The 20,307-nt window shown below is 72.2% G+C and carries 10 protein-coding genes; 2 read left to right on the top strand and 8 right to left on the bottom strand.

Annotated elements, in window-relative coordinates; all coding sequences use genetic code 11:
- Positions 1 to 70: 70 nt before the first annotated feature.
- The gene (locus GTY67_RS31680) at positions 71 to 652 is read left to right on the top strand and encodes a TetR/AcrR family transcriptional regulator (RefSeq protein WP_161281306.1); all 582 of its coding nucleotides are present in this window, start codon (positions 71 to 73) and stop codon (positions 650 to 652) included.
- 19 nt (positions 653 to 671) lie between these two features.
- On the opposite strand, the gene GTY67_RS31675 is transcribed toward GTY67_RS31680, so the two are convergent.
- Genes GTY67_RS31675 through GTY67_RS31665 form a run of 3 tightly spaced genes read right to left on the bottom strand, consistent with a single transcriptional unit; the run spans position 672 to position 4,186 of the window.
- On the bottom strand, positions 672 to 1,466 hold the full coding sequence (locus tag GTY67_RS31675; protein WP_161281305.1) for a phosphatase PAP2 family protein: 795 nt from the start codon (positions 1,464 to 1,466) through the stop codon (positions 672 to 674).
- Position 1,467: 1 nt separating this feature from the next.
- The gene (locus GTY67_RS31670; protein WP_161281304.1) at positions 1,468 to 2,421 is read right to left on the bottom strand and encodes a YhjD/YihY/BrkB family envelope integrity protein; all 954 of its coding nucleotides are present in this window, start codon (positions 2,419 to 2,421) and stop codon (positions 1,468 to 1,470) included.
- A 37-nt stretch (positions 2,422 to 2,458) separates the two neighbouring features.
- A complete protein-coding gene (locus tag GTY67_RS31665) occupies positions 2,459 to 4,186 on the bottom strand; it encodes a diacylglycerol kinase family protein (protein WP_161281303.1) in 1,728 nt (575 codons plus the stop codon).
- 315 nt (positions 4,187 to 4,501) lie between these two features.
- Here GTY67_RS31665 and GTY67_RS31660 point away from each other — a divergent pair, with 315 nt between their 5' ends.
- Positions 4,502 to 5,224 (top strand): hypothetical protein, encoded by a 723-nt coding sequence (locus tag GTY67_RS31660; protein ID WP_161281302.1) that lies wholly within the window; start codon positions 4,502 to 4,504, stop codon positions 5,222 to 5,224.
- A 10-nt stretch (positions 5,225 to 5,234) separates the two neighbouring features.
- Here the strand turns inward: GTY67_RS31660 and GTY67_RS31655 are convergent, their stop codons facing one another.
- The 5 genes from GTY67_RS31655 to GTY67_RS31635 are packed head-to-tail and all read right to left on the bottom strand — an operon-like array spanning position 5,235 to position 20,300.
- Complete coding sequence (locus GTY67_RS31655) at positions 5,235 to 6,419, bottom strand: cytochrome P450 (protein ID WP_161281301.1); 1,185 nt, start codon at positions 6,417 to 6,419, stop codon at positions 5,235 to 5,237.
- Positions 6,420 to 6,462: 43 nt separating this feature from the next.
- A complete protein-coding gene (locus GTY67_RS31650) occupies positions 6,463 to 7,518 on the bottom strand; it encodes an NADP-dependent oxidoreductase (RefSeq protein WP_161281300.1) in 1,056 nt (351 codons plus the stop codon).
- Positions 7,515 to 9,239, bottom strand: coding sequence for an NAD(P)/FAD-dependent oxidoreductase (locus GTY67_RS31645; protein ID WP_093689253.1), 1,725 nt, complete (start codon positions 9,237 to 9,239; stop codon positions 7,515 to 7,517). The genes GTY67_RS31650 and GTY67_RS31645 overlap by 4 nt, the downstream gene beginning before the upstream one ends.
- Positions 9,236 to 10,936: an NAD(P)/FAD-dependent oxidoreductase gene (locus GTY67_RS31640; protein WP_161281299.1), complete on the bottom strand. Its 1,701-nt coding sequence runs from the start codon at positions 10,934 to 10,936 to the stop codon at positions 9,236 to 9,238. The genes GTY67_RS31645 and GTY67_RS31640 overlap by 4 nt, the downstream gene beginning before the upstream one ends.
- Positions 10,926 to 20,300, bottom strand: coding sequence for a non-ribosomal peptide synthetase/type I polyketide synthase (locus tag GTY67_RS31635; protein ID WP_161281298.1), 9,375 nt, complete (start codon positions 20,298 to 20,300; stop codon positions 10,926 to 10,928). The genes GTY67_RS31640 and GTY67_RS31635 overlap by 11 nt, the downstream gene beginning before the upstream one ends.
- Positions 20,301 to 20,307 lie beyond the last annotated feature (7 nt).

Genomic DNA, 20,307 nt, shown 5'->3' with positions numbered 1-20,307 from the left:
TGGCCAACGTAACGGACAGTTGTCCGCTTAACAAGGACGGGATTCGGCCACGAACCCGTGAGGAGGATGTGTGTCCCAGCCGAAGAAGGACACGCCCGCGCGTTCGGACGCGGTGCGCAACCGTGAGCGCATCCTGCACGTCGCCATGGCCGAACTGACGGTGCGCCCGGACGTCCCGCTGAGCACGATCGCCAGGAAGGCGGGCGTCGGGCAGGGCACGTTCTACCGCAACTTCCCGCACCGCGAAGCGCTCGTCCTGGAGATCTACCGCTACGAGATGCAGCAAGTGTCGGACGCGGCGGCCGAGTTGCTCTGCACCCGCGCCCCCGAGGCGGCCCTGCGCGAGTGGATGGACCGGCTCGCCGGGTTCGCCATGACCAAGGCGGGGCTGGCGGACGCGATCCGGCTGGTCACCAGCGCGCCGGGCGGACCGGCCAAGCCCGGCCCCGCGCCGGTGATGGAGGCGGCCGGAACCCTGCTCCGCGCCAACGAGGAGGCCGGCACCATCCGCCCGGGGGTGACGCCGGACGACTTCTTCCTGGCCATCGCCGGTCTCTGGCAGCTGGATCCGCGGGAGGACTGGGAGCCGAGGGCCGCCCGGCTGCTGGACTTCGTGATGGACGGGCTGCGCGCGGGGGCGCCCGGCCGCTGAGCGGTACGGCGCCGGGCGCTCACCCCTGGCGGGCCGCCGGGTCCGACGGCTCCGGCTCCTCGTCGGTGAGCTCCGGTTCCAGGCCCTCGGCCACGCCGCTCGGGCGGCGGCCGGAATCCGCCCGCCACGCCTCGAAGGCCCAGCCGGTCAGGACCACGACGGCGGCGCCCAGCAGCCAGCCGCCGATGACGTCGCTGAACCAGTGCACACCGAGCGCGATCCGGGTGAAGCCAACACCCAGGACCGACACCCCCGCCACGCCCCAGCAGAGCGCACGCCAGGCGCGCGGCACCATCGGCAGCAGCACCAGGAGCAGTACGGCGAACGAGGTGGTCGCCGTCATCGCGTGGCCGGAGGGGAAGGAGTAGCCGGGCGCCTGGGCGACCGGGTCCTCCAGCGAGGGCCTCGCCCGCTCCACGACCACCTTGACGAGCACGCCGGTCAGCGCCCCGCCGCTCGCCGTCACCGCCGCCCAGGCGGCGAGGCGCCAGGCCCGCCGGTACAGGAGCCAGAGCGTGAGCAGCGCCACGGCGATGCGCAGGGTCGCCGGGTCCCACACCCAGTCGGACAGGATCCGCAACGTGCCGGTCCACGCCGGGTGTTCGAGGGCGAGGTCGTGCAGTCGGCGGGCCGCCCCCGCGTCGACGCGCCGCAGCGGGGGCCAGCGCGCCTCGACGAGGACGAGCAGCAGGGCGAAGGGGATCGCGGCGGCGGCCGCGGCGGCCACGGCTCCCAGCAGGCGGATACCGAACCGGCGGTCGGCGCGGCGGGTGCGCTGCTCCTGGGTGTGCGGGGTGGCGGGGCGTGTCGGCATGTCAGGTTCCTGGATCGGCGGTGATCGGGCCGGGCTTCCCCGCGCGCACGGCTTCCAGCTGGGCGGCGAAGGACAGTCCGAGGAAGAGGGACAGGGAGGTGAGGTAGGACCACAGGAGCAGGGCCATGAAGAGGCTCAGCGGTCCGTAGACCGTGTCGAAGGAGCCGCTGAGTTCGAGGTAGAGGCCGAGCAGCCAGGTCAGCAGCGTCCACAGCACCAGGTAGACGGCGGCGCCGAAGGCGAGCCAGGTGTACCCGGGCTGTCTGCGGCGCGGCGAGCGCCGGAAGACCGCACTGGCGGAGATCAGGGCCAGCAGCAGGCCGAGCGGGATGCGGAGCAGGTCCCAGGCCGTCCGGGCACCGTCGCCGAGTGCGTAGACGGTGGTGGCGGCCGTCACGAGGTCCCCGCCCGCCACGATCATGATCGAGGCGATGCCGAGCGGTATCCCGGCGCTCAACGACATGATCAGGCCCCGCAGATACTTGAGGTGGAAGACCCGGTCGCGCTCCACCCCGTAGATCCGGTTGGCGCCGCGCTCTATCTGGCACATCGCCGTCGTGACGTTGACCAGGGAGAAGAGCAGGCCGAACCAGAGGGCGAGCTCGGCCCCGTCACCGCCCCCTCGCCGGCCGCGGTCCAGGGCCTCGTCCACCACGGGGGCGCTCGGCCCTTCGCTCAAGCTGCGGATCGTCAGCTCGGCGAGTCTCCCTATGTTCTCGGTGTGCAGCGCGGTGGAGAGTCCGACGAACGCGATGACCAGGGGGATGATCGCCAGGATCGTCTGGAGGGCCAGCGCGCGGGAGTGGCTGAAGCCGTCGGCGTAGCGGAAGCGTACGAAGGCGTCGCGCAGCAGGGGCCAGCGGCCGTACCGGCGCAGCGCCACGAGGGCTTCGTCGGCGGAGAGTTCGTCGCCGGTCATGTCCTGGGTGACCGGCACCCGGGTCGCGGTTCCCATCACTTCTCCCGTGCGGGCGGCTGGACGGTGGTGGCCATCACTTCTCCCCGGCGGGCAGCAGGACGGTGAGGGCGCCGGGCCTGACCTCCGCGGTGATCCGCCGGCCGGGGGCCACCGGGTCGCCGTCCACTTCGCGGGGCTGGGGCCGGGTGAAGGTGAGTTCGGCGTGGCGGAAGGTGAAGAACTCGACCGGGCCCCCGTGCGCACCGGGGGCGGTGGCGCTCCCGGTGGGCCGTGAGCCGCCCAGCAGCACGCCCGCCGTCCGCAGCCAGCCGCCCGCGCCACGGGGGTCGAAGAGGGCGAGGTCCAGGAGCCCGTCGTCGGGGCGGGCGCCGGGGACGAGGGCCGTACCGCCCTGGACGGTGCCGATGTTGGCGATGAGGACCATGCGGGCGGTGCGGTGCAGCGCCGGTCCGCCGTCGAGTGCGACCGCCAACCGGATGCGGGGGCCCCGCAGTTGGCCGAGCCCGCTCAGGACGTAGGCGGGCCAGCCGAGCGCCGACTTGGCGCGGTCGGAGGTGGACTCCATCACCGCCGCGTCGAGTCCGGCTCCCGCCATGGCCGTGAAGTGCGTACGGGCGGTCCCGTCGCCGCTGATGGTGCCGAGGTCCAGCGCGCGGCGTTCGCCGGTGAGTCCGGCGGCCAGCGCGTCGGCGGGGTCGAGGGGCAGCCCCAGGCTCCGGGCCAGGAGGTTGCCCGTACCGCAGGGCACGACGGCCAGCGCGACACCGGTTCCGGCCAGTGCGTCGGCGACCGCGCGGATGGTGCCGTCGCCGCCGCTCGCCACCACGAGACCCGCTCCGCCACGGACCGCGTCGGCCGCCTGGCCGCCCCCGGTGTCCTGTTCGGTGGTCTCCACGAACGTCACGTCCGTATGGCCCCGTTGTGCGAGGACGAGCCGCAGCCGGTCACGGGTGGCGGTGTCGGTGACCGTCGGGTTGACGATCACCACGGCTGATTCGCGCGACGGGCCCGGCCGGCTCTCGGCGGCGGCCACGGCGATGTCGACCGCGTCGGCCGGGGGCCGCGCGGCCCAGGCGTCGTCGGCGAGCACGGCACGGCCGACGACGAGCAGCGAGAGCGCGCCGTTGAGCAGCCCGCCCACCACATCGCTGGGGTGGTGCATGCCTCGGTAGAGCCGGGCCAGCCCCACCAGCAGCGGGATCAGCAGCAGGAGCACGGCGAGGGCCTTGCCCCAGCGGCTGCGGACCCGGGACAGCACCAGGACGGCCAGCCCGGCGTAGAGCGCGGTGGCCGCTCCGGTGTGCCCGGAGGTGTAGCTGGACGTCGGCGGCGAGGCGTCCAGGCGCTCCACGTCCGGACGCGTCCGGTCCACGGACTCCGTGATGACCAGGAAGACCAGGGACTGGAGCCAGACGCCCAGGGCCAGGAAGAGCGCCGCGCGCCACCGGGGGAACGGCGGCACCAGGAGGAGGCCCAGGCAGCACAGGACGGTGAGGCCGACGACGGCGGAGGTGTCCCCCGCGCCGGAGACGACCGCCGAGACGGTGGTGAGCGTATCGGTGCGTACGCGTTCGAAGGCCTCGTTCACCGCGTCCTCGGCGGACAGCGGCCAGATGTTCCGTGCGGGCCCGGTGATCAGCAGCCCGAGGCCCGCGATCATCGCCGCCTGGCAGACCGCGAAGGCCGCGATCCGGGCCACCGCCCGGCCGGCGCCGCTGCTCAGGGCCGGCGAGTGGCCCAGGCGTGGCGGAGCCGCAGTTCCTGACGGTTCGGTCGCTCTCGCGGGCGTGGTGGTCGGCATCGGGTCCCCCGGGTCCTCCGCCTGACGGCGGCGCCGGTGGAGCCTGTTCTCCTCCGGCGTTACGCCGTCTTCCCGCACAGCCGCCGGACAGACCTGCCGGATGGCGGCAGGGGCCGGCCGGTGGCACCCCGGGCGTCACAGTCGCGCTACGACCCCTTCTCGTCTGGGCCACCGTCAGGTGCCTGTGAGGCCGGTGGGGCGCTGCGAAGTGGAAGGTTTCCCTCCACAATGTCCCGCTTTCGGAGGGCGGTCGGGCCGTCTCCATGCCCTCCCGCAGGCCCCGGTGCAGTCCGTGGCGACTTTTAGGCTGCGCTTATGCACTACACCAAGAAGCTCATCGGACTGGCCGCCGTCGGCATCCTCGCGGTCGGCTGCGGCTCCGGGGATTCCTCCGGCACCGCCGCGACCCCCGCCGCCGACTCCAAGCCCGACGCCGTGGAGGAGACGACCGCCGCCCCGCAGGCCGCGCCGCTGCCCGTGGCCGTGGACGGCCCGCAGAAGGACGTACTCGACAGCTCCTCCGACGGGCAGCTCAAGGTCCTGCCCAAGCCGGAGAACAGCGCCCCCTTCACCGAGCGGGTGGAGCACAAGCTCCAGGAGCAGGTCCTCGGCCGGGTCAAGGTGCCCGGCAAGACCAGCGCCGAATGCCCGGACGGGGTGACGCAGAAGGCCGGTGCCGTCAGCACCTGCAACGTCACCTACGAGGGCGCTGTCATCCCGTACGAGGTCAAGATCAGCGACTCGTACAAGGAAGGCAGCTTCATGACCTTCTACAACGCCAAGCCCCTCAAGGGACTGCTCGTCGCGAAGGTCGTCTACAACCAGCTGTTCGAGCAGTACGGCAGCGGGTCCGGCCGCTCCGACGCGTCCAAGCTCGCCTGCGAGGAGTTCCCCGCCGCCACGGCCGTCGACTTCGATGCCGACTCCGGTCTGACCTGCCAGTTCTGGAGCAAGTACGGCAACCAGGGCGACGGCGGGTACGAGACGCTGCGCGTCAAGGCCGGCCCCTACGGACCGAGTTTCGAACAGGTCCGCTAGCACCACCGCCTCACCAGCTCACCAGGAGCCTGCGCGGGCTGCGTGAGGTCGTTCCGGTCCGCCAGACGACCGCCTCCGTGGGCTCCGCCAGGCGCAGCTCCGGGAGGCGGGCGGCCAGCCGGTGCAGGGCGGTCTGGAGCTCGGTACGGGCCAGCCAGGCGCCCAGGCAGTAGTGGGCCCCGGCACCGAAGGAGAGCGTGGGGGCCTCCAGCGGGGCGAACAGGTCGTTGCGGGTGTGGCGGGGGAAGACCTCCGGATCCCGGTTGGCGGCGCCGCAGTCCGCCAGGACGACCGCGCCGGCCGGGATCACCACCCCGCCGACCTCGACGTCCTCGGCCGCGTGGCGTGCCGTTCCCCGGTCGTCGCCCAGCGGGACGAGGTGGATGAGCCGGTCCGCCACCCTTCCGGCCGCCTCCTCGTCCGCGCCGATCCGGGGCCAGCTCTCCGGGCGTTCGCCGAGGAGGTAGAGCAGCGCGTTGCCCAGCATGGTCATGGTGCTGTCGTGGCCGCCGACGACGAGCCCGCACACCAGGCTCACCAACTGCGCCTCGGGGAGGCCGCCCTCCTCGTCGGCGGCCCGCACCAGACTGCTGATCAGGTCGTCGCCGGGGTCGCGCCGCCGCTCGGCGAGGAGTTCGGCGCCGAACGCGCTGAACTCCTTCAGCACGGACTCCACCTCCTCCCCGGAGTGCGAGCCGTCGGAGAAGGCGTGCTCGCTCCAGTGCCGCATCCGGCCGTGGGCGGACGCGTCCAGGCCCATCAGCCGGCTGATCACCGCCACGGGGAGGGGCAGCGTGAACTCCTCGACCACGTCGACCGGTCCGCGCTCTGCCTCCAGCCGGTCCAGTAGCTCCTCCACGATGGCGGTGATCCACGGCTGCCAGCGGGCGACCGCTCTCGGGGTGAAGGCGCGGCGCAGCGTCCGGCGCAGCCGCAGGTGGTCGGGGCCGTCCTGGTTGAACATCAGGTCGGGGTTGTTCACGAGGTCCGGTACGTCGGAGAGGGGCGGGGCGTCGTCGGCGTACAGCTGGGCCCGGCCGAAGCGCGGGTCGGAGAGCACCTGGCGGACGTCGGCGTACCGGCTGACCAGCCAGGCGGGCGCGCCGCCCGGCAGTTCGCCGAGGCGGGGCGGGCCGGGTTCCTCGAACCGCAGGCGGTGCAGGGGGACCAGGGAGGACGGGTCGGTGGTGGTCATCGTGAACTCCTTCGGCGGAGGAGGCGTCGAGTGCCGGCGGTCCTCACAGCGCGACCAGCACCTTGCCCCGGTGCTCCGCCCGGTCGCGGTAGAGGCTTCCGTACGCGGTGGGGATGGCGTCGAAGCCGTGGTGGAGGGTGTGGTCGCAGACGACCTCTCCGCGCCGGACCCGGCCGCCCAGCTCCGCGTGGAGGTCCTTCCAGTTCTGCTCGGTGAACCACTCCAGGGAGAAGATCCCCCGGACCGTGGCGCGCGGGAACATCAGATAGGGCAGCAGGCGCGGGCCGGTGTCCTCGTTGCCGACCTGGGTCGCCCACTGCCAGCACACGGCCACCTGGCTGCCGACGTTGAGCATGGAGAACACCACGTCGGTGACCGTGCCGCCGAGGTTGTCGAAGTAGCGGTCGACCCCGTCGGGGGCGGCCCGGGCCAGCGCCTCGCGGACGGTGCCGGCGCTGTCGGTGTGCCGGTAGACGACGACCGTGTCGAAGCCGAGGCCGAGGAGGTACTCCGCCTTCTCCGGGGACGAGGTGGTCCCGATGACGCGGGCGCCCGCGAGCGCGGCGAGCTGGCCGACGAGGGCGCCGACCGCGCCGGAGGCCCCGCTGATGACGAAGGTGTCCCCGGGCGTCACCGTCATGTACTTGGCGAGAGTCCCCCAGGCCGTCATGCCCGGGCCGCCCATCACGCTCAGCGCGGTCGGGAGCGGCAAGGCATCGTCGTACCACCGGGGGTCCAGCCTGCGGTAGGCCGGGAAGACCATGGGGAACGTGCCGGTCTGCCAGAGCTCGGCCTCCCCGGTGGAGACGACGTGGGAGCGCCAGCCGCCGAAGCCCTGGACCAGGTCGCCGACGGCATGGGCGGCGCGCGGCCCGGCCTCGACCACCTCCATGATCGAGTCGGCGCCCATGTGGGACCCGATCGGGGTGTCCAGGGCGATGCCCTGGAGGTAGGGGTCGACGGAGACGTACAGCGTCCGCAGCAGCATCTCGTCGGGGGCCAGGGACACGTCGACGTTCTCGACGACCTTCTCGTAGACGCGGTCCACGTCGGGCACGCCCTCGACGTGCTCGCGGACCACCCATTTCTCGATCTTCATGTGCTCTTCCCTGTCGTGGGTACGGCGGTGGCCCCTCGGCCGGCCGGTACGGGGATGACGCGGTGGGTGGGCGGGGGCGCGGTGAGGTCGACCGACGCGGTGAAGGGTTTGCCGTCGTCGCGGCAGATGAACTGCATGACGTGGCGTCCGGCGGCGGCCGCCCGGATCAGCCCGCCGGTGGTGGCCCAGACGCCGGACTGGTAGAAGTCCGCCAGCCCCGGCAGCCCCGGGCCGTGCTTCTTGACCAGCTCTTCCAGGGTTTCGCCGCTCTCCACGAACGGCTGCCAGCCCAGCACCGTGCCGTCGTAGTTGCCGGTGTAGCGGACCTGGGTGAGCGGGCTGGAGACATCGCGTACGACGATGGCGTCCCGGATGCCCGGGAAGCGCTGCTCCAGGAAGTCCACGAGCGTCTCGCGTGCCCGTCGTTTCGCCGCGTAGTAGCCGCGGCCGTGGCGGACGGGCAGGGTGTGCAGCTCCTGGCCGCCGCGGGTGCGGGTGACCTGCTCGGGGCCTTCGTCCAGGGCCCGCCAGGGGGCGATGTCGCAGAAGTAGGTGGCGTAGACGACGGTGGTGCCGTCCGGGGAGAGCTCGGGGTAATGCCGGTTGCGGAACTGGACGTTGATGCTGGCGTGGCGGATGCCGGTGAGCTTCGCGGCTGTCGCTTCGTCGAGGAGGTAGGTCGTGCAGGGGTCCCCTTCCGGGAAGGGGCGGGAGAGGCCGAGGAAGAGGGTGAAGTAGCCGGGGAAGACCATGCCGGGTTCATGGATGGTCCGCGTGTAGAGCTTGCGGTACTCCTCGCCCAGGTACTTCCCCTCCAGGAACTTCATGGTCGTCGTGTAGCCGTCACAGGCCGACACCACGATGTCCGCCCGCAGTTCGCTGCCGTCGCTGAGCCGGACGCCCACCGCGCGGTCGTCCTCGACGATCACCGTCTCGACCTTCGTGTTGTACGAGATCTCCCCGCCGAGCCGCCGGTAGCGGGCCTCGATCGACCGGGCGAGGCCGAGGGATCCGCCTTCGGGTACGCCCGCCGAAAGGTTAGCGTGGGAGGCGAGTTGGAAGTGGAAGGGTAGGACGGGGAAGTTCGGGTGCTTCTCGTACAGGATGAAGTTGAACGCCTCCCGCAGGAGCGGGTCCTTGAACTTCGCCGAGTAGTCAGCCATCAGGACGGTGATCGTGGTGCGGACGGCGTTGAAGTACGGCACGAACGAGGCGAGCATCCGCCACCGCTCCACACGTCCCATCAGCCCGACGGGTTTGAGGAACGGGTAGACCGCAAGGGCCTTGCGGAAGCTGCGGAGTTGGGCGCAGAACTTGCGTACGGTACGGGCGTCGGCGGGCGAGATCCCGATGAGGTGGGCCTCCAGCCGGTCCGGGTCGGAGTAGAAGTGGACGGCCCGCCCGTCCTGTCCGCGCACGATGTTGAACACGTCGAAGTGGCGGATCTCCTTGCCCTGCAACGCGCCCAGCTCCAGCCAGATCTGGTGCATCTCGTTGCCCGGGCCGCTGCCGAGGAGCCAGCTGACGCAGGCGTCCAGGGTGAAGCCGCCGCGCTCCCAGGCGGTGCAGCAGCCGCCGGGCAGTTCGTGCATCTCCAGGATGTGGGTGCGGTAGCCGTTCATCCGGGCGTAGCAGCCGGTGGAGAGGCCGCCGAGGCCGCCCCCGATGATGATCATCGACTCGCGGGGCCGCCGGGTCCTGCCGGTCGTGGACGTGGTCATGAACTGGTGTCCTCCCGTGCTGACCACCGGTCCAGCTGGGGCAGCTTTCCCAGCTTTCCGGTGTGCCAGGGCTCGGTGGCCTCGCTCTCCCACGCCCGGAATTCCAGGCCGAGTTCGCGGCAGAGGTACTGGACGGCGAAGCGGCCGGTGGAGGCGGCGCGGATCAGGCCGCCCATGCCGACCCACTGCCCGGCCATGGAGAAGCCGGTGAGGCCGGGGAGCCGCATCCGGTCCTTCCCGACCAGGCGGGCGGAGACGTCGTCGGCGTCGGAGAAGGCCTTCCAGGCGAGGATGGAGCCGTTGTGGTTGCCGGTGTAGCGGTGGGTGGTGGCGGGTGAGGCCACGTCGACGAGGTCGATGCGGTCGTTGATGCCGGGGTGGCGGCGCTCCAGGAAGGTGCGGACGAAGTCGGCGACCTCGTGCTTGCGTTGGCGGTACTCCTTGCGGTTCCGGGTGCGCAGCTCCTTCCAGTAGGTGTAGTCGCTGAAGTAGGTGCAGTGCAGGACGGAGTGGCCGGGGGGCGCGAAGCCGTCGGAGTAGCGGGAGCGCGCCTGGACGACCAGGCTGTTCTGGAGGGCGCCGGGGAGCCGCTTGCCTTCCTCGTCGGCCAGGAGGTGGGTGGTGCTGTGGGCCTCGCCGGGGTCGAAGTCGCCGCGCAGGCCGACGAAGGCGGAGACGACCGCGGGGAAGAGGGTGCCGGGGCGCTGGAGGAGGTCGGTGTAGAGCTTGTCGATCCTGGGTCCGGTGTACCGCCCGCCGAGCAGCCCGTGGACGGTGGTGTGCCCGTCGGCGGCGGAGACGACGTGCTCGGCGAAGTACCTCTGCCCGTTGCGGAGTTCGACGCCGATCGCCCGGTCGTTCTCGACCAGGATCTTCTCCGTGCGGGCCCGGTAGGTGACGTGTCCGCCCAGGCTCAGGTAGCGCTCTTCGATGGAGCGCGAGAGGCCGAGCGAACCGCCTTGCGGGAAACCGGCGTTGAGGTGGTAAGCCGCCGCCATGTTGAACAGGTACGGCAGGAGCGGGAAGCCCTCCGGGTCCTGGAAGAAGATGTTGCGGAAGGCCCGGCGCAGCAGCGGGTCCTGGAACTTGTCGGCGAAGACGTGCATCGGGGTGGCGGCCGTCCGCCAGAAGAGGCGGAAGGCCGGCAGCACCGTGCGCAGGGTCGCCGCCCGCTCCCGTACGGTCCGCAGGGCGGGTGCCGTCAGGAACGGGTACAACTCGATGGCGATGAACCGCCTCAGGTCACGGGTGAAGGCCCGGATCAGGGGTGCGTCGGCCGGTGAGATCGCCAGCAGATGCGCTTCCAGCCGGTCCGGGTCGTTGTAGAAGGTGACCGAACGGCCGCTCTCGTCCTCGGCCTTGTTGAACAGCTCGAAGTTGGTGACGGTCTTGCCGTCGAGGGCGCCCAGCTCCCGCCACACCTGGTGGGCGTCGTTGCCGGGCGCGGTGCCGATCAGCCACTCGATGCAGTAGTCGAAGAGGTAGCCGTCCCGCGACCAGGCGGTGCAGCAGCCCCCGGGCAGTACGTGCTTCTCGAAGATCCGGGTCCTTGCGCCGCTCATCTGGGCGTAGCAGCCGGTGGAGAGGCCGGCCACGCCCGCGCCGATGACGATGACGCGGGGCGGGGTGCCGGGGATGCGCTCGCGGCTGCTCCAGTCGTCGGGCGCGGTTTCGACGGTGCTCGGGTCATCCGCCATGGGCCGCGTCTCCCGTCAGTACGGTGCGGACCAGGGCGGCGTTGCGGGCGAGGTGCTTGGGGTCCAGCATGTCGGCGTGGACGCCGGAGCCGCGCAGCACCACGGTGGTGGCGGTGGAGCTGCCGTGCCAGGTGCCGTGCTCACCGGCCGCGTACAGGGCGGTCTTCTCCTCGTCGGTGATCACGCTGACCGGGGCGTCCACCGTCCCGGTGTTGGGCGTACGGCCGCAGAAGGTGAGGTACTCCGCGGCATGCGCGAGGGTCTCGCGGGTGACGGCTTCCGACCCGGTGTGTTTGCGCAGGTGGTCGGCGAGTTCGGCCTCGAAGGCGCGGATGCCCTCGTCCCCGGGCTCGTAACGCTCCATGATGCGCCGGGAGTCGAGGATGACGACATGGCCCACCCGCCGTCCGCGCCGCTCCAGCTCCTTCGCTGTCTCGAAGGCGAGGTTGCCGCCGAGGGAGTAGCCGAGGAGCAGGATGGCGCCCTCGGGCCGGGCGGCTTCGACGAGGTCGGCGTAGCGGGCCACCTTGTCGTCGCCGGGGAGGTAGTTGAAGCCGATGACGGCGTACTCCGGGAGCTGCGCGGCGAGGCCCCGGTAGACGAGTCCGTGGCCGCCGGCGGGCGGGAAGCAGAAGAGGTGCGGCGACTGGCCGGAGTTGAAGGTCAGATACGGCAGTTCGTCGGTGCTGGTGCTGTGCAGGACCTCCTCCACGGTGGCGGCCATGCCGTGGAGGGTGGTGACCTGGTAGAGGCGGCTGACGGGGACGCTGACGCCGAACTCGGTGCGCAGCAGGTGGAGGAGTTCGATGAGCTTGATGGAGGAGCCGCCGACCTCGAAGAAGTCGTCCTCCAGACCCACCTGTTCGAGCCGCAGCAGCGCCTTCCAGTGCCGGGCCACGCTGGTCTCGTAGAGCGTCACCGGCTCCTCGTGGGGGCGCTCCCCGGTCTCGGCCCGGGGTGCGGGCAGCGCGGCGGTGTCGATCTTGCCGTTGGCGGTGAGCGGCAGGGCGGGCAGTTCGACGAAGTACGACGGGATCATGTACGAGGGCAGCGAGCCGGCCAGGTGGCGGCGCAGGGCCCGCCGGTCGAGTGCGGTGCCCGGGGTCGCCGGTACGCAGTAGGCGCAGAGCGCGGCCTCTCCCCCGGTGTCGGTGGCGACGGTGACGACGGCCCGGGCGAGCGGGGGCCACTGGGCGAGGTGGGCCTCGATCTCGCCGATCTCGATGCGGTGGCCGCGCAGTTTGACCTGGCCGTCGGTGCGGCCCAGCAGATGGACGCGGCCGTGGGCGTCCCAGCGGGCGATGTCGCCGGTCCGGTAGAGCCGTTCGGGCCGGGCGGCCCGCGCCTTGCTGAGCGTACGGGTGACGAAGCGGTCCGCCGTCTGCTCGGGGTCTCCGGCATAGCCGAGCGCGACCCCGTCGCCGCCGATCCACAGCTCGCCGGGGACGCCGGGCGGGACGGGTTCGCCGTGGGCGTCCAGGACGTGGAGGGTGCTGTTGGGCAGGGGGCGGCCGATCGGGACCATCAGGCCTGGTTCCAGGTCGTCGACGGGCCCCTCGAAGTAGGCGCTGTCGATGGTCGCCTCGGTGAGGCCGTAGGAGTTGACGAGCCGCGTCGCCGGACCGCACAGCTCGCTCAGCCTCTGGTACTCCCCCACCTTCCAGGCGTCCGAGCCGACCACCAGCAGCCGCAGGAAGTCCAGCCGCAGCCGCTCCCGTACGCAGTGGTCCATCAGCCCACGCACCACCGCCGGAACGAACTCCGCGCAGTCGACCCGCTCCTGACGCATCGTCCGGTACAGGCGTGCGGTGTCGAAGAGGAGGTCCCGGTCGGCCAGGACGAGGTTGCCGCCCGAGCAGAGCGTGCGGACCAGGTCGCCGGTGAACACGTCGAACGACGGCTCGGCCATCTGGAGGTGCACCCGGACGTCGGTCTCCAGCCGGTACTCCTGAAGCCAGGCCCCGTACGCGGAAGCGAGGTTGCGGTGGCTGACCCGGACGGCCTTGGGGCGGCCGGTGGAGCCGGAGGTGGTGATGACGTACGCGGTCGAGTCCGGTGCCGTGTTCTGCCCGGGGCCCTCCGGGTGCGGCTCGGTCGCGTGCAGGGCGTCGAGGGTCAGGGTGATGACGGGCAGCGCGGCGGTTCCCTCGCGGGCGGGCTCGCCGGAGACGATGACGAGGCCCGCTCCGGTGGCCCGGACGAGGTGGGCGATGCGGTCGGCGGGCTGGTCGGGCCGCAGCGGCAGATAGGCGCCGCCCGCCTTCAGCACGGCGAGCAGGGTGACGATCAGCTCCGGCGACTTGTCCAGGCAGACGACGACCACCGACCCGGCCGTGACGCCCAGGGTGCGCAGCCGGGCGGCCACGTCGGCGGCCCGCCGCTCCAGCTCCCCGTAGGTCAGCCGGCGGGCGCCGCCGCCCGGGAGCGGCATGGTGACGGCGACCGACGAGGGGTGGGCGGTGGCGACCGCGCCGATCAGCCCGTGGACCGGGGTGAACGGCGAATCCGCGGCGGCGGCAGGCAGGGCGGGGCGGCTCCACTCCCCCACCAGCTGTTCGCGTTCCTCCGCGTCCAGCATCTCCAGCCGTGAGGCGGGGTGTTCGCCGGGCGCCCGGGTCATGTGGTCGAGGAGGCGGGTGTAGTGGGCGGCCATGCGGCGCATGGTCTGGGGGAGGAAGAGGTCGGTGTTGTACTTGAAGACGCAGTGGAAGCGGTTCTCCGCCTCGTCCTCGTAGGCCGAGAGGGTGATGTCGAACTGGCCTTCCTCCTCCGGTAGTTCGATGTACTCCAGCCGGTAGCCGTACTGCTCGGTGGCGACCTTGTGGGTGAGGAGGATGAACATCGCCTGGAAGACGGCCGAGCGGCTGGGGTCGTGCTGGAGGCCCAGCTCGTCGACGAGCAGGACGAACGGGTACTCCTGGTTGTCCAGGCCGCCGAGCACCGTCCGGCGGACCTGCTCCAGGAGTTCGGCGACCGTGGGCTCGCCGGTGAGGTCGGCGTGGAGCGGGAGCGGGTTGACGAAGTAGCCGTAGACGGAGGCGAAGTCCTGCCGGGTGCGGCCGGTCACCGGGGAGCCGACGACGATGTGGTCCTGACCCGAGTAGCGGTGGAGCAGCAGGTAGTACGCGCTCAGCAGCACCATGAACGGCGTGACGTTCTGGGCGCGGGCCAAGGCGTGCACGCGGGCGCTGAGTTCGGCGTCCAGCACGAAGAACTCGGAGGCTCCGTTGTGCGTCTGGACGGCCGGGCGCGGCTTGTCGGTGGGGAGGTCCAGGAGGGGGACCTCGGCGGGGAGGTGCGAGCGCCAGTAGTCCAGCATCCCGGCGGCCTCGCGTCCGGCGAGGAAGGTGTTCTGCTGGTTGAGGAAGTCGAGGTAGCGGGCTTCCACGGGCGGCAGTTGGGGTTCCCGGCCCTGCCGCAGGTCCTCGTAGACCTGGAAGAGTTCCTCGATGAAGGTGAACGTGGAGATGGCGTCCGAGACGATGTGGTGGACGGCCTTCATGATGACCCAGCGGTCGTGCCCGCGCTTGAAGAGGCGGAAGCGGACCAGGGGGTCGTGGGCCAGGTCGTAGGGCTTGCGGTACTCGGCGACGATGGTGGCGTGGATGGTCTCCCACTCCTCGCCCTGGACGTCGAAGAGAGCGAGGTCCGGTTCGGTGTCCTCGGAGACCCGCTGCACGGCCTGCCCGTCCTCCAGCAGGAAGTTGGTGCGCAGAGCGGGGTGGCGGGCGATGAGGCGGCGGACGGCCTCGAACATCAGGTCCGGTTCGAGGGCGACATGCACCTCGACGGCTCCGCCGATGTTGTAGGCGTACCCGTCGGGGTTGAGGTGCTTGAGGAACCAGAGGGCCTTCTGGTTCTGGGTCAGCGGGTAGCACGCGGGGTCGTCGTGGAGTTCGACGGCCCGGCCGGTGGTGTGGGAGCCGTCGGCCGCGGCGAGTTCCGCCAGGCCGTCGTGGAGCTGTGCGGCCAGCTCTCCGGCCGGGGTCCCGCTGAGCAGGGCGACCACGGGCAGGGCGACGCCGAGCTCGGCGTGGATGCGGGCGCGCAGCTCCATGGCGAGCAGGGAGTCGAGTCCCAGTTGGCCGAGGCCTTCGGCGGGGTCGATGCGGTCGGTGCCGGTGCGCAGGACGGCGCCGGAGAGGGTGGCGAAGCGCTCGGCCACCAGGGAGCGGCGGGTTGCTTCGTCGGCGGTACGGAAGGTGTCGAGGAAGCCGCCGGCCCGCTCGGCGGCCGGGGGTGGGGCGGCCGCTGCTGCGAGGGCGGTGACGAGCGGGGGCGGGGAGGGGTACCAGGCCAGGAAGGTGGGCCAGTTGACGACGGTGGCGACGACGAGTTGGGCGTGGTCCTGGCCGATGACGCGTTCCAGGACGGCCATGCCCGCGTCGGGGGCCAGGGAGCTCATGCCCCGGCTGTGCAGGTAGTGGTCGACCAGGCCGAGTTCCTCGATCATGCCGGTGGCCCAGGGGCCCCAGTCCAGGCTGAGCGCGGGCAGGCCCTGGGCCCGGCGGTGGTGGGCCAGCGCGTCCAGGAAGGCGTTGCCCGCCGCGTAGTTGGTCTGGCCGGCGGTGGTGAGCAGGGAGGCGATGGAGGCGAAGAGGACGAAGTGGTCGAGGGGTTCGTCCCGCAGGTGGCGGTGGAGGAGGTGGGCGCCGACGGTCTTGGGGTCGTGGACGGCGTCGAAGGCGGGCCGGTCCAGGTCGGTGACCAGGGTGTCGCGGACCTGTCCGGCGAGATGGAAAACCCCGCGTACGGGAGGGGAGCCGGCGCGCCGGTAGGCGTCCAGCCAGGTGGTCAGGGCGTCCTCGTCGGTGATGTCGAGGGGGGCCAGGACGGCCTGGGCGCCGAGCGTCTCCAGCTCACGGAGCAGTTCCACCGCCCGGCCCTCGGCGGTGGCGGGGTCGGTGGAGCCCCACTTCTCGCGGGCGGGCACCGGCGTACGCCCCACCAGGATGAGCCTGCGCGCCCCGCGTTGGACGAGGGTGCGGCAGAGCAGCCGGCCGAGCGCGCCGAAGGCCCCGGTCACCAGATAGCTCCCGTCGGCCCGCAGCCGCAGCGGCAGCGGCCGGGTCAGGCCTTCGGCCTGGCGGAGGCGGCTGGTGCGGCGTACGCCCTCACGTAGGGCGATCTCCTCCTCGTCGTCGGTCAGCACCTCGCGCAGGAGCGCCTCCGCTTCGGCGAGGGCACCTTCCGGACCGGGCCGCCGCTCGGGGTCGAGGTCGATCAACTTGCCCCGGTGGTCGGTCAATTCCTGGTGGCGCAGGACGCGGCCGACGCCCCATGCGGGGGCCCCGAGGGGTTCGACGGGTTCGTCGGGCAGGACGGGCTGGGCGCCCCGGGTGACGATGTGCAGCCTGCCGCCGAGGCCCCGGGCGAGCAGGGTCCGGGCCAGGGCGATCAGGGAGTACGAGCCCGGGCCCGCGTGGTCGCGGACGGCCTGCCGGTCGCAGGCGGCGAGGGAGGGCCGGTCCAGGTTCCACAGGTGCAGGACGGCCCCGCGGAACGGCTCGCCGTCCCGGTCCAGGTCGGCGAAGAGGCGCTCCAGGTCGGCGGTGGACCCGGGGTTCACGGTGAACGAGCCGTCCGGGCCCGCTCCGGCGTACGCCTCGCCCCGGCGCACCAGGTGGCAGCGCTCGCCCCGGGCGGCGGCGAGGGTGGAGAAGGCGTCGGCGACGCCCTGGGTGTCGGCGAGGACCAGCCAGCCGTGGTCCCGGGCCGCTATCCCTGCGGGCGCGAGCGGGTCTTCCTCCCCCAGCTCCGGGACCTCCGTCCAGACCGTCTCCGCGAGCCAGGAGTCGATGGTGGTCCGGGCGACGGCGGTCGCCGCCTTCTCCACGTCGGCGGCGCGGAACCCCTCGATCCGGCCGAACGGGGTGCCGTCGTCGGCGTACAGGGTGATGTCCCCGAGCGTGGTGTCCGCGTCGGCGGGGCGCAGGGTGGCGTGCACCCAGAGCGGCTGGTCGCCGATGGGGCCGAGGGCGACCTCGGCCAGCGAGAGCGGCAGCCTGATGCCTGCCCCCGGTGCCGGGTCCTGGAGGAGTTGCGGGGTCAGCAGCGCCTGGAAGCAGGCGTCGAGGAGGACCGGGTGGAGGTGGTGGCCGGAGGCGTCGACCCCCTCGGGCGGGCGGATCCTGGCGAGGACTTCCCCGGCGCCGATCCACACCTCCTCGATGGCCCGGAAGGCGGGGCCGTAGTGGTAGCCGAGCCCGGCCAGCGCGGTGTAGCAGTCGGGGCCGGCGAGTCGGCGTACGGTACGGGCCCGGATCGCGGCGGCGTCCAGAGGGGCGCCGGTCCTGCGGCGCTGCCCGGTGCGGACGATGCCGCTCGCGTGGACGGTCCGCTCCCCGTCGTCCCCGGTCGCGGGCGAGGCGATCGTGAAGGCCGCGTCCTCCAGGGAGAGCGACACCTCCACGGTCCGGTCCTCGCCGTCGGGCAGGAAGAGCGCCTTGCGCAGGTCGATGTCGGCGAGGACGGCTGCCGTGCCACCGGTGAGCCGCAGGACGGCCTGGGTCGCCATCTCGATGTATCCGGCGGCGGGGAACACCACGGTGTCCTGGATGCGGTGGTCGGCCAGGTAGGGCAGGGACTCGGTGTCCAGGCGGGCCTGCCAGGCCGGTTCGGTGCGGTCGGTGCGGCGGCCGAGGAGGGGGTGGTCGATCCGGCCCAGGCGGACCTTCGCGACGGCCGGGGGCTCGGTCCAGTGCCGGTCGCGCCGGAAGGGGTGAGGGGGCAGGGTGACGGGCCGGCCGGAGGGTTGGAGGACGTCCCAGTCGATGTCGGCGCCCAGGTTGTGCAGGGAGGCGAGGGAGAGCGCGAACCGCTCGCTCTCGTCCTCCTGGCGGCGGATCGAGGGCAGGGTCAGCCCGGCCGCCCCGGTGGCCTCCAGGCACTCGCGGATGGCATGGCCGAGGACCGGGTGCGGGCCGATCTCCAGGAACACCTGGTGCCCGTCGCCCGCGAGGCGGTCCACGGCGGACCGGAACCTCACCCGGTCGCGGACGTTCCGCCACCAGTAGTCGGCGTCCAACTCGCTTCCCTCGGCCACCCCTTCGCTGCCCGTGAGGTAGAGCGGGAGGTGAGCCGGGCGCGGCTCCAAGGGGGCCAGTGCCGTGAGCAGTTCGTCCTTGATCCGCTCCATTCCGACGCTGTGGTAGGGAACTTGTACGGTGAGGAACTTGGCGAACAGCTGCTCGGCCCGCAACTCCTCGGCCAGCAGCGCCAGGGCGTCCGCCTCCCCGGCCAGCGTGATGGAGGTGGGGCTGTTGACGGCGGCGACCGAGACCCGGTCCCGGTAGGGCCGCACCCGGCGCTCGGCCTCCTCCTCCGTCAGGCTCACCGCGAGCATGGTGCCCGTCCCGGCGAGGGTCTGCTGGAGGCGGCTGCGGTGCACCGCGATCCGGGCCGCGTCCCGGAGGGAGTAGACGCCCGCCTCGTGGAAGGCGGCGATCTCGCCGGTGCTGTGTCCGACGACGGCGTCCGGGCGCACGCCGTACGACCTCCACAGGGCGGCGAGACCGACCTGGAGGGCGAAGTTGGCGGGCTGCGCGAGCCAGGTCTCGGCCATGCGCGAGGCGGACTCCTCGGCGGTCAGCTCCTCGATCAGGGACCAGTCGGCGAACTCCCGCAGGGCGTGGTCGCATGCGGTGACCGCGTCGCGGAACACCGGTTCGTCGTGGAGGAGTTGGCGGCCCATGCCCCACCACTGGGGGCCCATGCCGGTGAAGACCCAGACCAGGCGCCGCGCTTCGGCGTCCCGCGCGCGGTCCTGGACGACCCGGGGGTGGGCCTCGCCGCGCTGGAGGGCGGCGAGCGCCTCGTCGAGGGAGGCGCGGGAGGAGTGGACGACGGAGAGCCGGTGCGGGAGGTGCTGGCGGCGGTGGGCCAGGGTGTGGCCGAGGTCGGGCAGGGCGACGGCGGGGCCGTTCTCACCGGCCAGTTCGGCGCGGATGCCGGCGGCCAGCTCCGGGAGCGCTTCCGGGTGCCGGGCGCTCAACGGCAGGATGCTCCAGGCCCGTTCGGTGGAAGGGGCGCTGTCCTGCGGGAGCGGTGGGGCCTCCTCCAGGACGACATGGGCGTTGGTGCCGCCGAACCCGAACGAGTTGACGCCTGCCCGGGCGGGTCCGTCGTGGTCGGGCCAGGGGGTCGGCCGGGTGGGGATCTCGTACGGCAGTGAGGCCTGGTCGATGGCGGGGTTGAGGCGCTCCAGGTTGATGTGGGGCGGGATCGTTCCGTGCTTGAGGCAGAGGACGGTCTTGATCAGCCCGGCGATCCCGGCGGCGGACTCGGTGTGCCCGATGTTGGTCTTCACGGAGCCGACGTAGGCGCGGGTGCCCGGCTTGCGTCCGATGGCCAGGGCGCGGGCGAGGGCGCCCGCCTCGATCGGGTCGCCGACGGGGGTGGAGGTGCCGTGCGCCTCCATGTACTGGAGCTCGCCGGGGGCGATGCCCGCCTCGGCGCAGACGCGGCGGATGAGGGAGACCTGTGCGTCGGGGTTGGGCACGGTGATGCCGTTGGTGTGGCCGTCCTGGTTGACCCCGCTGCCGAGGATGACCGCGTGGATGCGGTCCCCGTCGCGGACGGCGTCCTCCAGGCGCTTCAGCGCGACCAGGCCGACGCCCTCGGCCCGTACATAGCCGTCGGCGCCCGCGTCGAACGTACGGGAGCGGCCCTCGGGCGACAGGAAGCCGCCCTTCGTCTCGGCGATCGTGTACTGCGGGGCCAGGTTCAGCAGGGTGCCGCCCGCGAGCGCGAGATCGGTCTCGCCCCGGCCGAGGGCCTGGCAGGCGAGGTGGACGGCGACCAGGGAGGAGCTGCACGCGGTGTCGATGGAGAGGCTGGGGCCGCGGAAGTCGAAGCAGTACGAGATCCGGTTCGACACCATCGTCATCATGGTGCCGGTCGCAGTGTGGGCGGCCAGCGAGGTGAAGCCCAGGTCCGCGAACTGGAGGATCTTGTAGTCCAGGGTGAACGCGCCGACGTACACGGCGACGTTCTCCCCGGCCAGGTCGGCGGGGCGCTGGCCGCCGTCCTCCAGGGTCTCCCAGGCCACCTCCAGCAGCTTTCGCTGCTGGGGGTCCATGTGGTCGGCCTCTCGGGGGCTGATGCCGAAGAACGCGGGGTCGAACTCGTCGAAGCCGTCGATGTATCCGCCGCGGCTGCCGACGAGGCGCCCTGGTTTGTCCCGGAACCGGCTGCCGAGTGTGGTCACGTCGTACCGGTCGGGCGGGGTGGGCGTGATGCAGTCCTTGCCCGCCATCAGGTTGCGCCAGAACGTCCGGTGGTCCGAGGCGCCACCGGGGAGGCGGCAGCCCATCCCGACGATCGCCACCTTGTCGCGTAATGCCCGGTTGTTCGCGTCGGCCATGGTCGAA

It is taken from the genome of Streptomyces sp. SID8374 (assembly GCF_009865135.1).
Lineage (GTDB): Bacteria > Actinomycetota > Actinomycetes > Streptomycetales > Streptomycetaceae > Streptomyces.
The sequence above is the reverse complement of the archived record's forward strand: the minus strand, read 5'-3'. Positions and strand labels throughout refer to the sequence as shown.

What these genes read in the sequence shown, in the direction of transcription:
- GTY67_RS31655 (WP_161281301.1), bottom strand. Translation starts at nt 6,419, where the DNA reads ATGACCACCACCGACCCGTCCTCCCTGGTCCCCCTGCACCGCCTGCGG.
- GTY67_RS31640 (WP_161281299.1), bottom strand. Translation starts at nt 10,936, where the DNA reads ATGGCGGATGACCCGAGCACCGTCGAAACCGCGCCCGACGACTGGAGC.
- GTY67_RS31670 (WP_161281304.1), bottom strand. Translation starts at nt 2,421, where the DNA reads ATGGGAACCGCGACCCGGGTGCCGGTCACCCAGGACATGACCGGCGAC.
- GTY67_RS31675 (WP_161281305.1), bottom strand. Translation starts at nt 1,466, where the DNA reads ATGCCGACACGCCCCGCCACCCCGCACACCCAGGAGCAGCGCACCCGC.
- GTY67_RS31665 (WP_161281303.1), bottom strand. Translation starts at nt 4,186, where the DNA reads ATGCCGACCACCACGCCCGCGAGAGCGACCGAACCGTCAGGAACTGCG.
- GTY67_RS31660 (WP_161281302.1), top strand. Translation starts at nt 4,502, where the DNA reads ATGCACTACACCAAGAAGCTCATCGGACTGGCCGCCGTCGGCATCCTC.
- GTY67_RS31635 (WP_161281298.1), bottom strand. Translation starts at nt 20,300, where the DNA reads ATGGCCGACGCGAACAACCGGGCATTACGCGACAAGGTGGCGATCGTC.
- GTY67_RS31650 (WP_161281300.1), bottom strand. Translation starts at nt 7,518, where the DNA reads ATGAAGATCGAGAAATGGGTGGTCCGCGAGCACGTCGAGGGCGTGCCC.
- GTY67_RS31645 (WP_093689253.1), bottom strand. Translation starts at nt 9,239, where the DNA reads ATGACCACGTCCACGACCGGCAGGACCCGGCGGCCCCGCGAGTCGATG.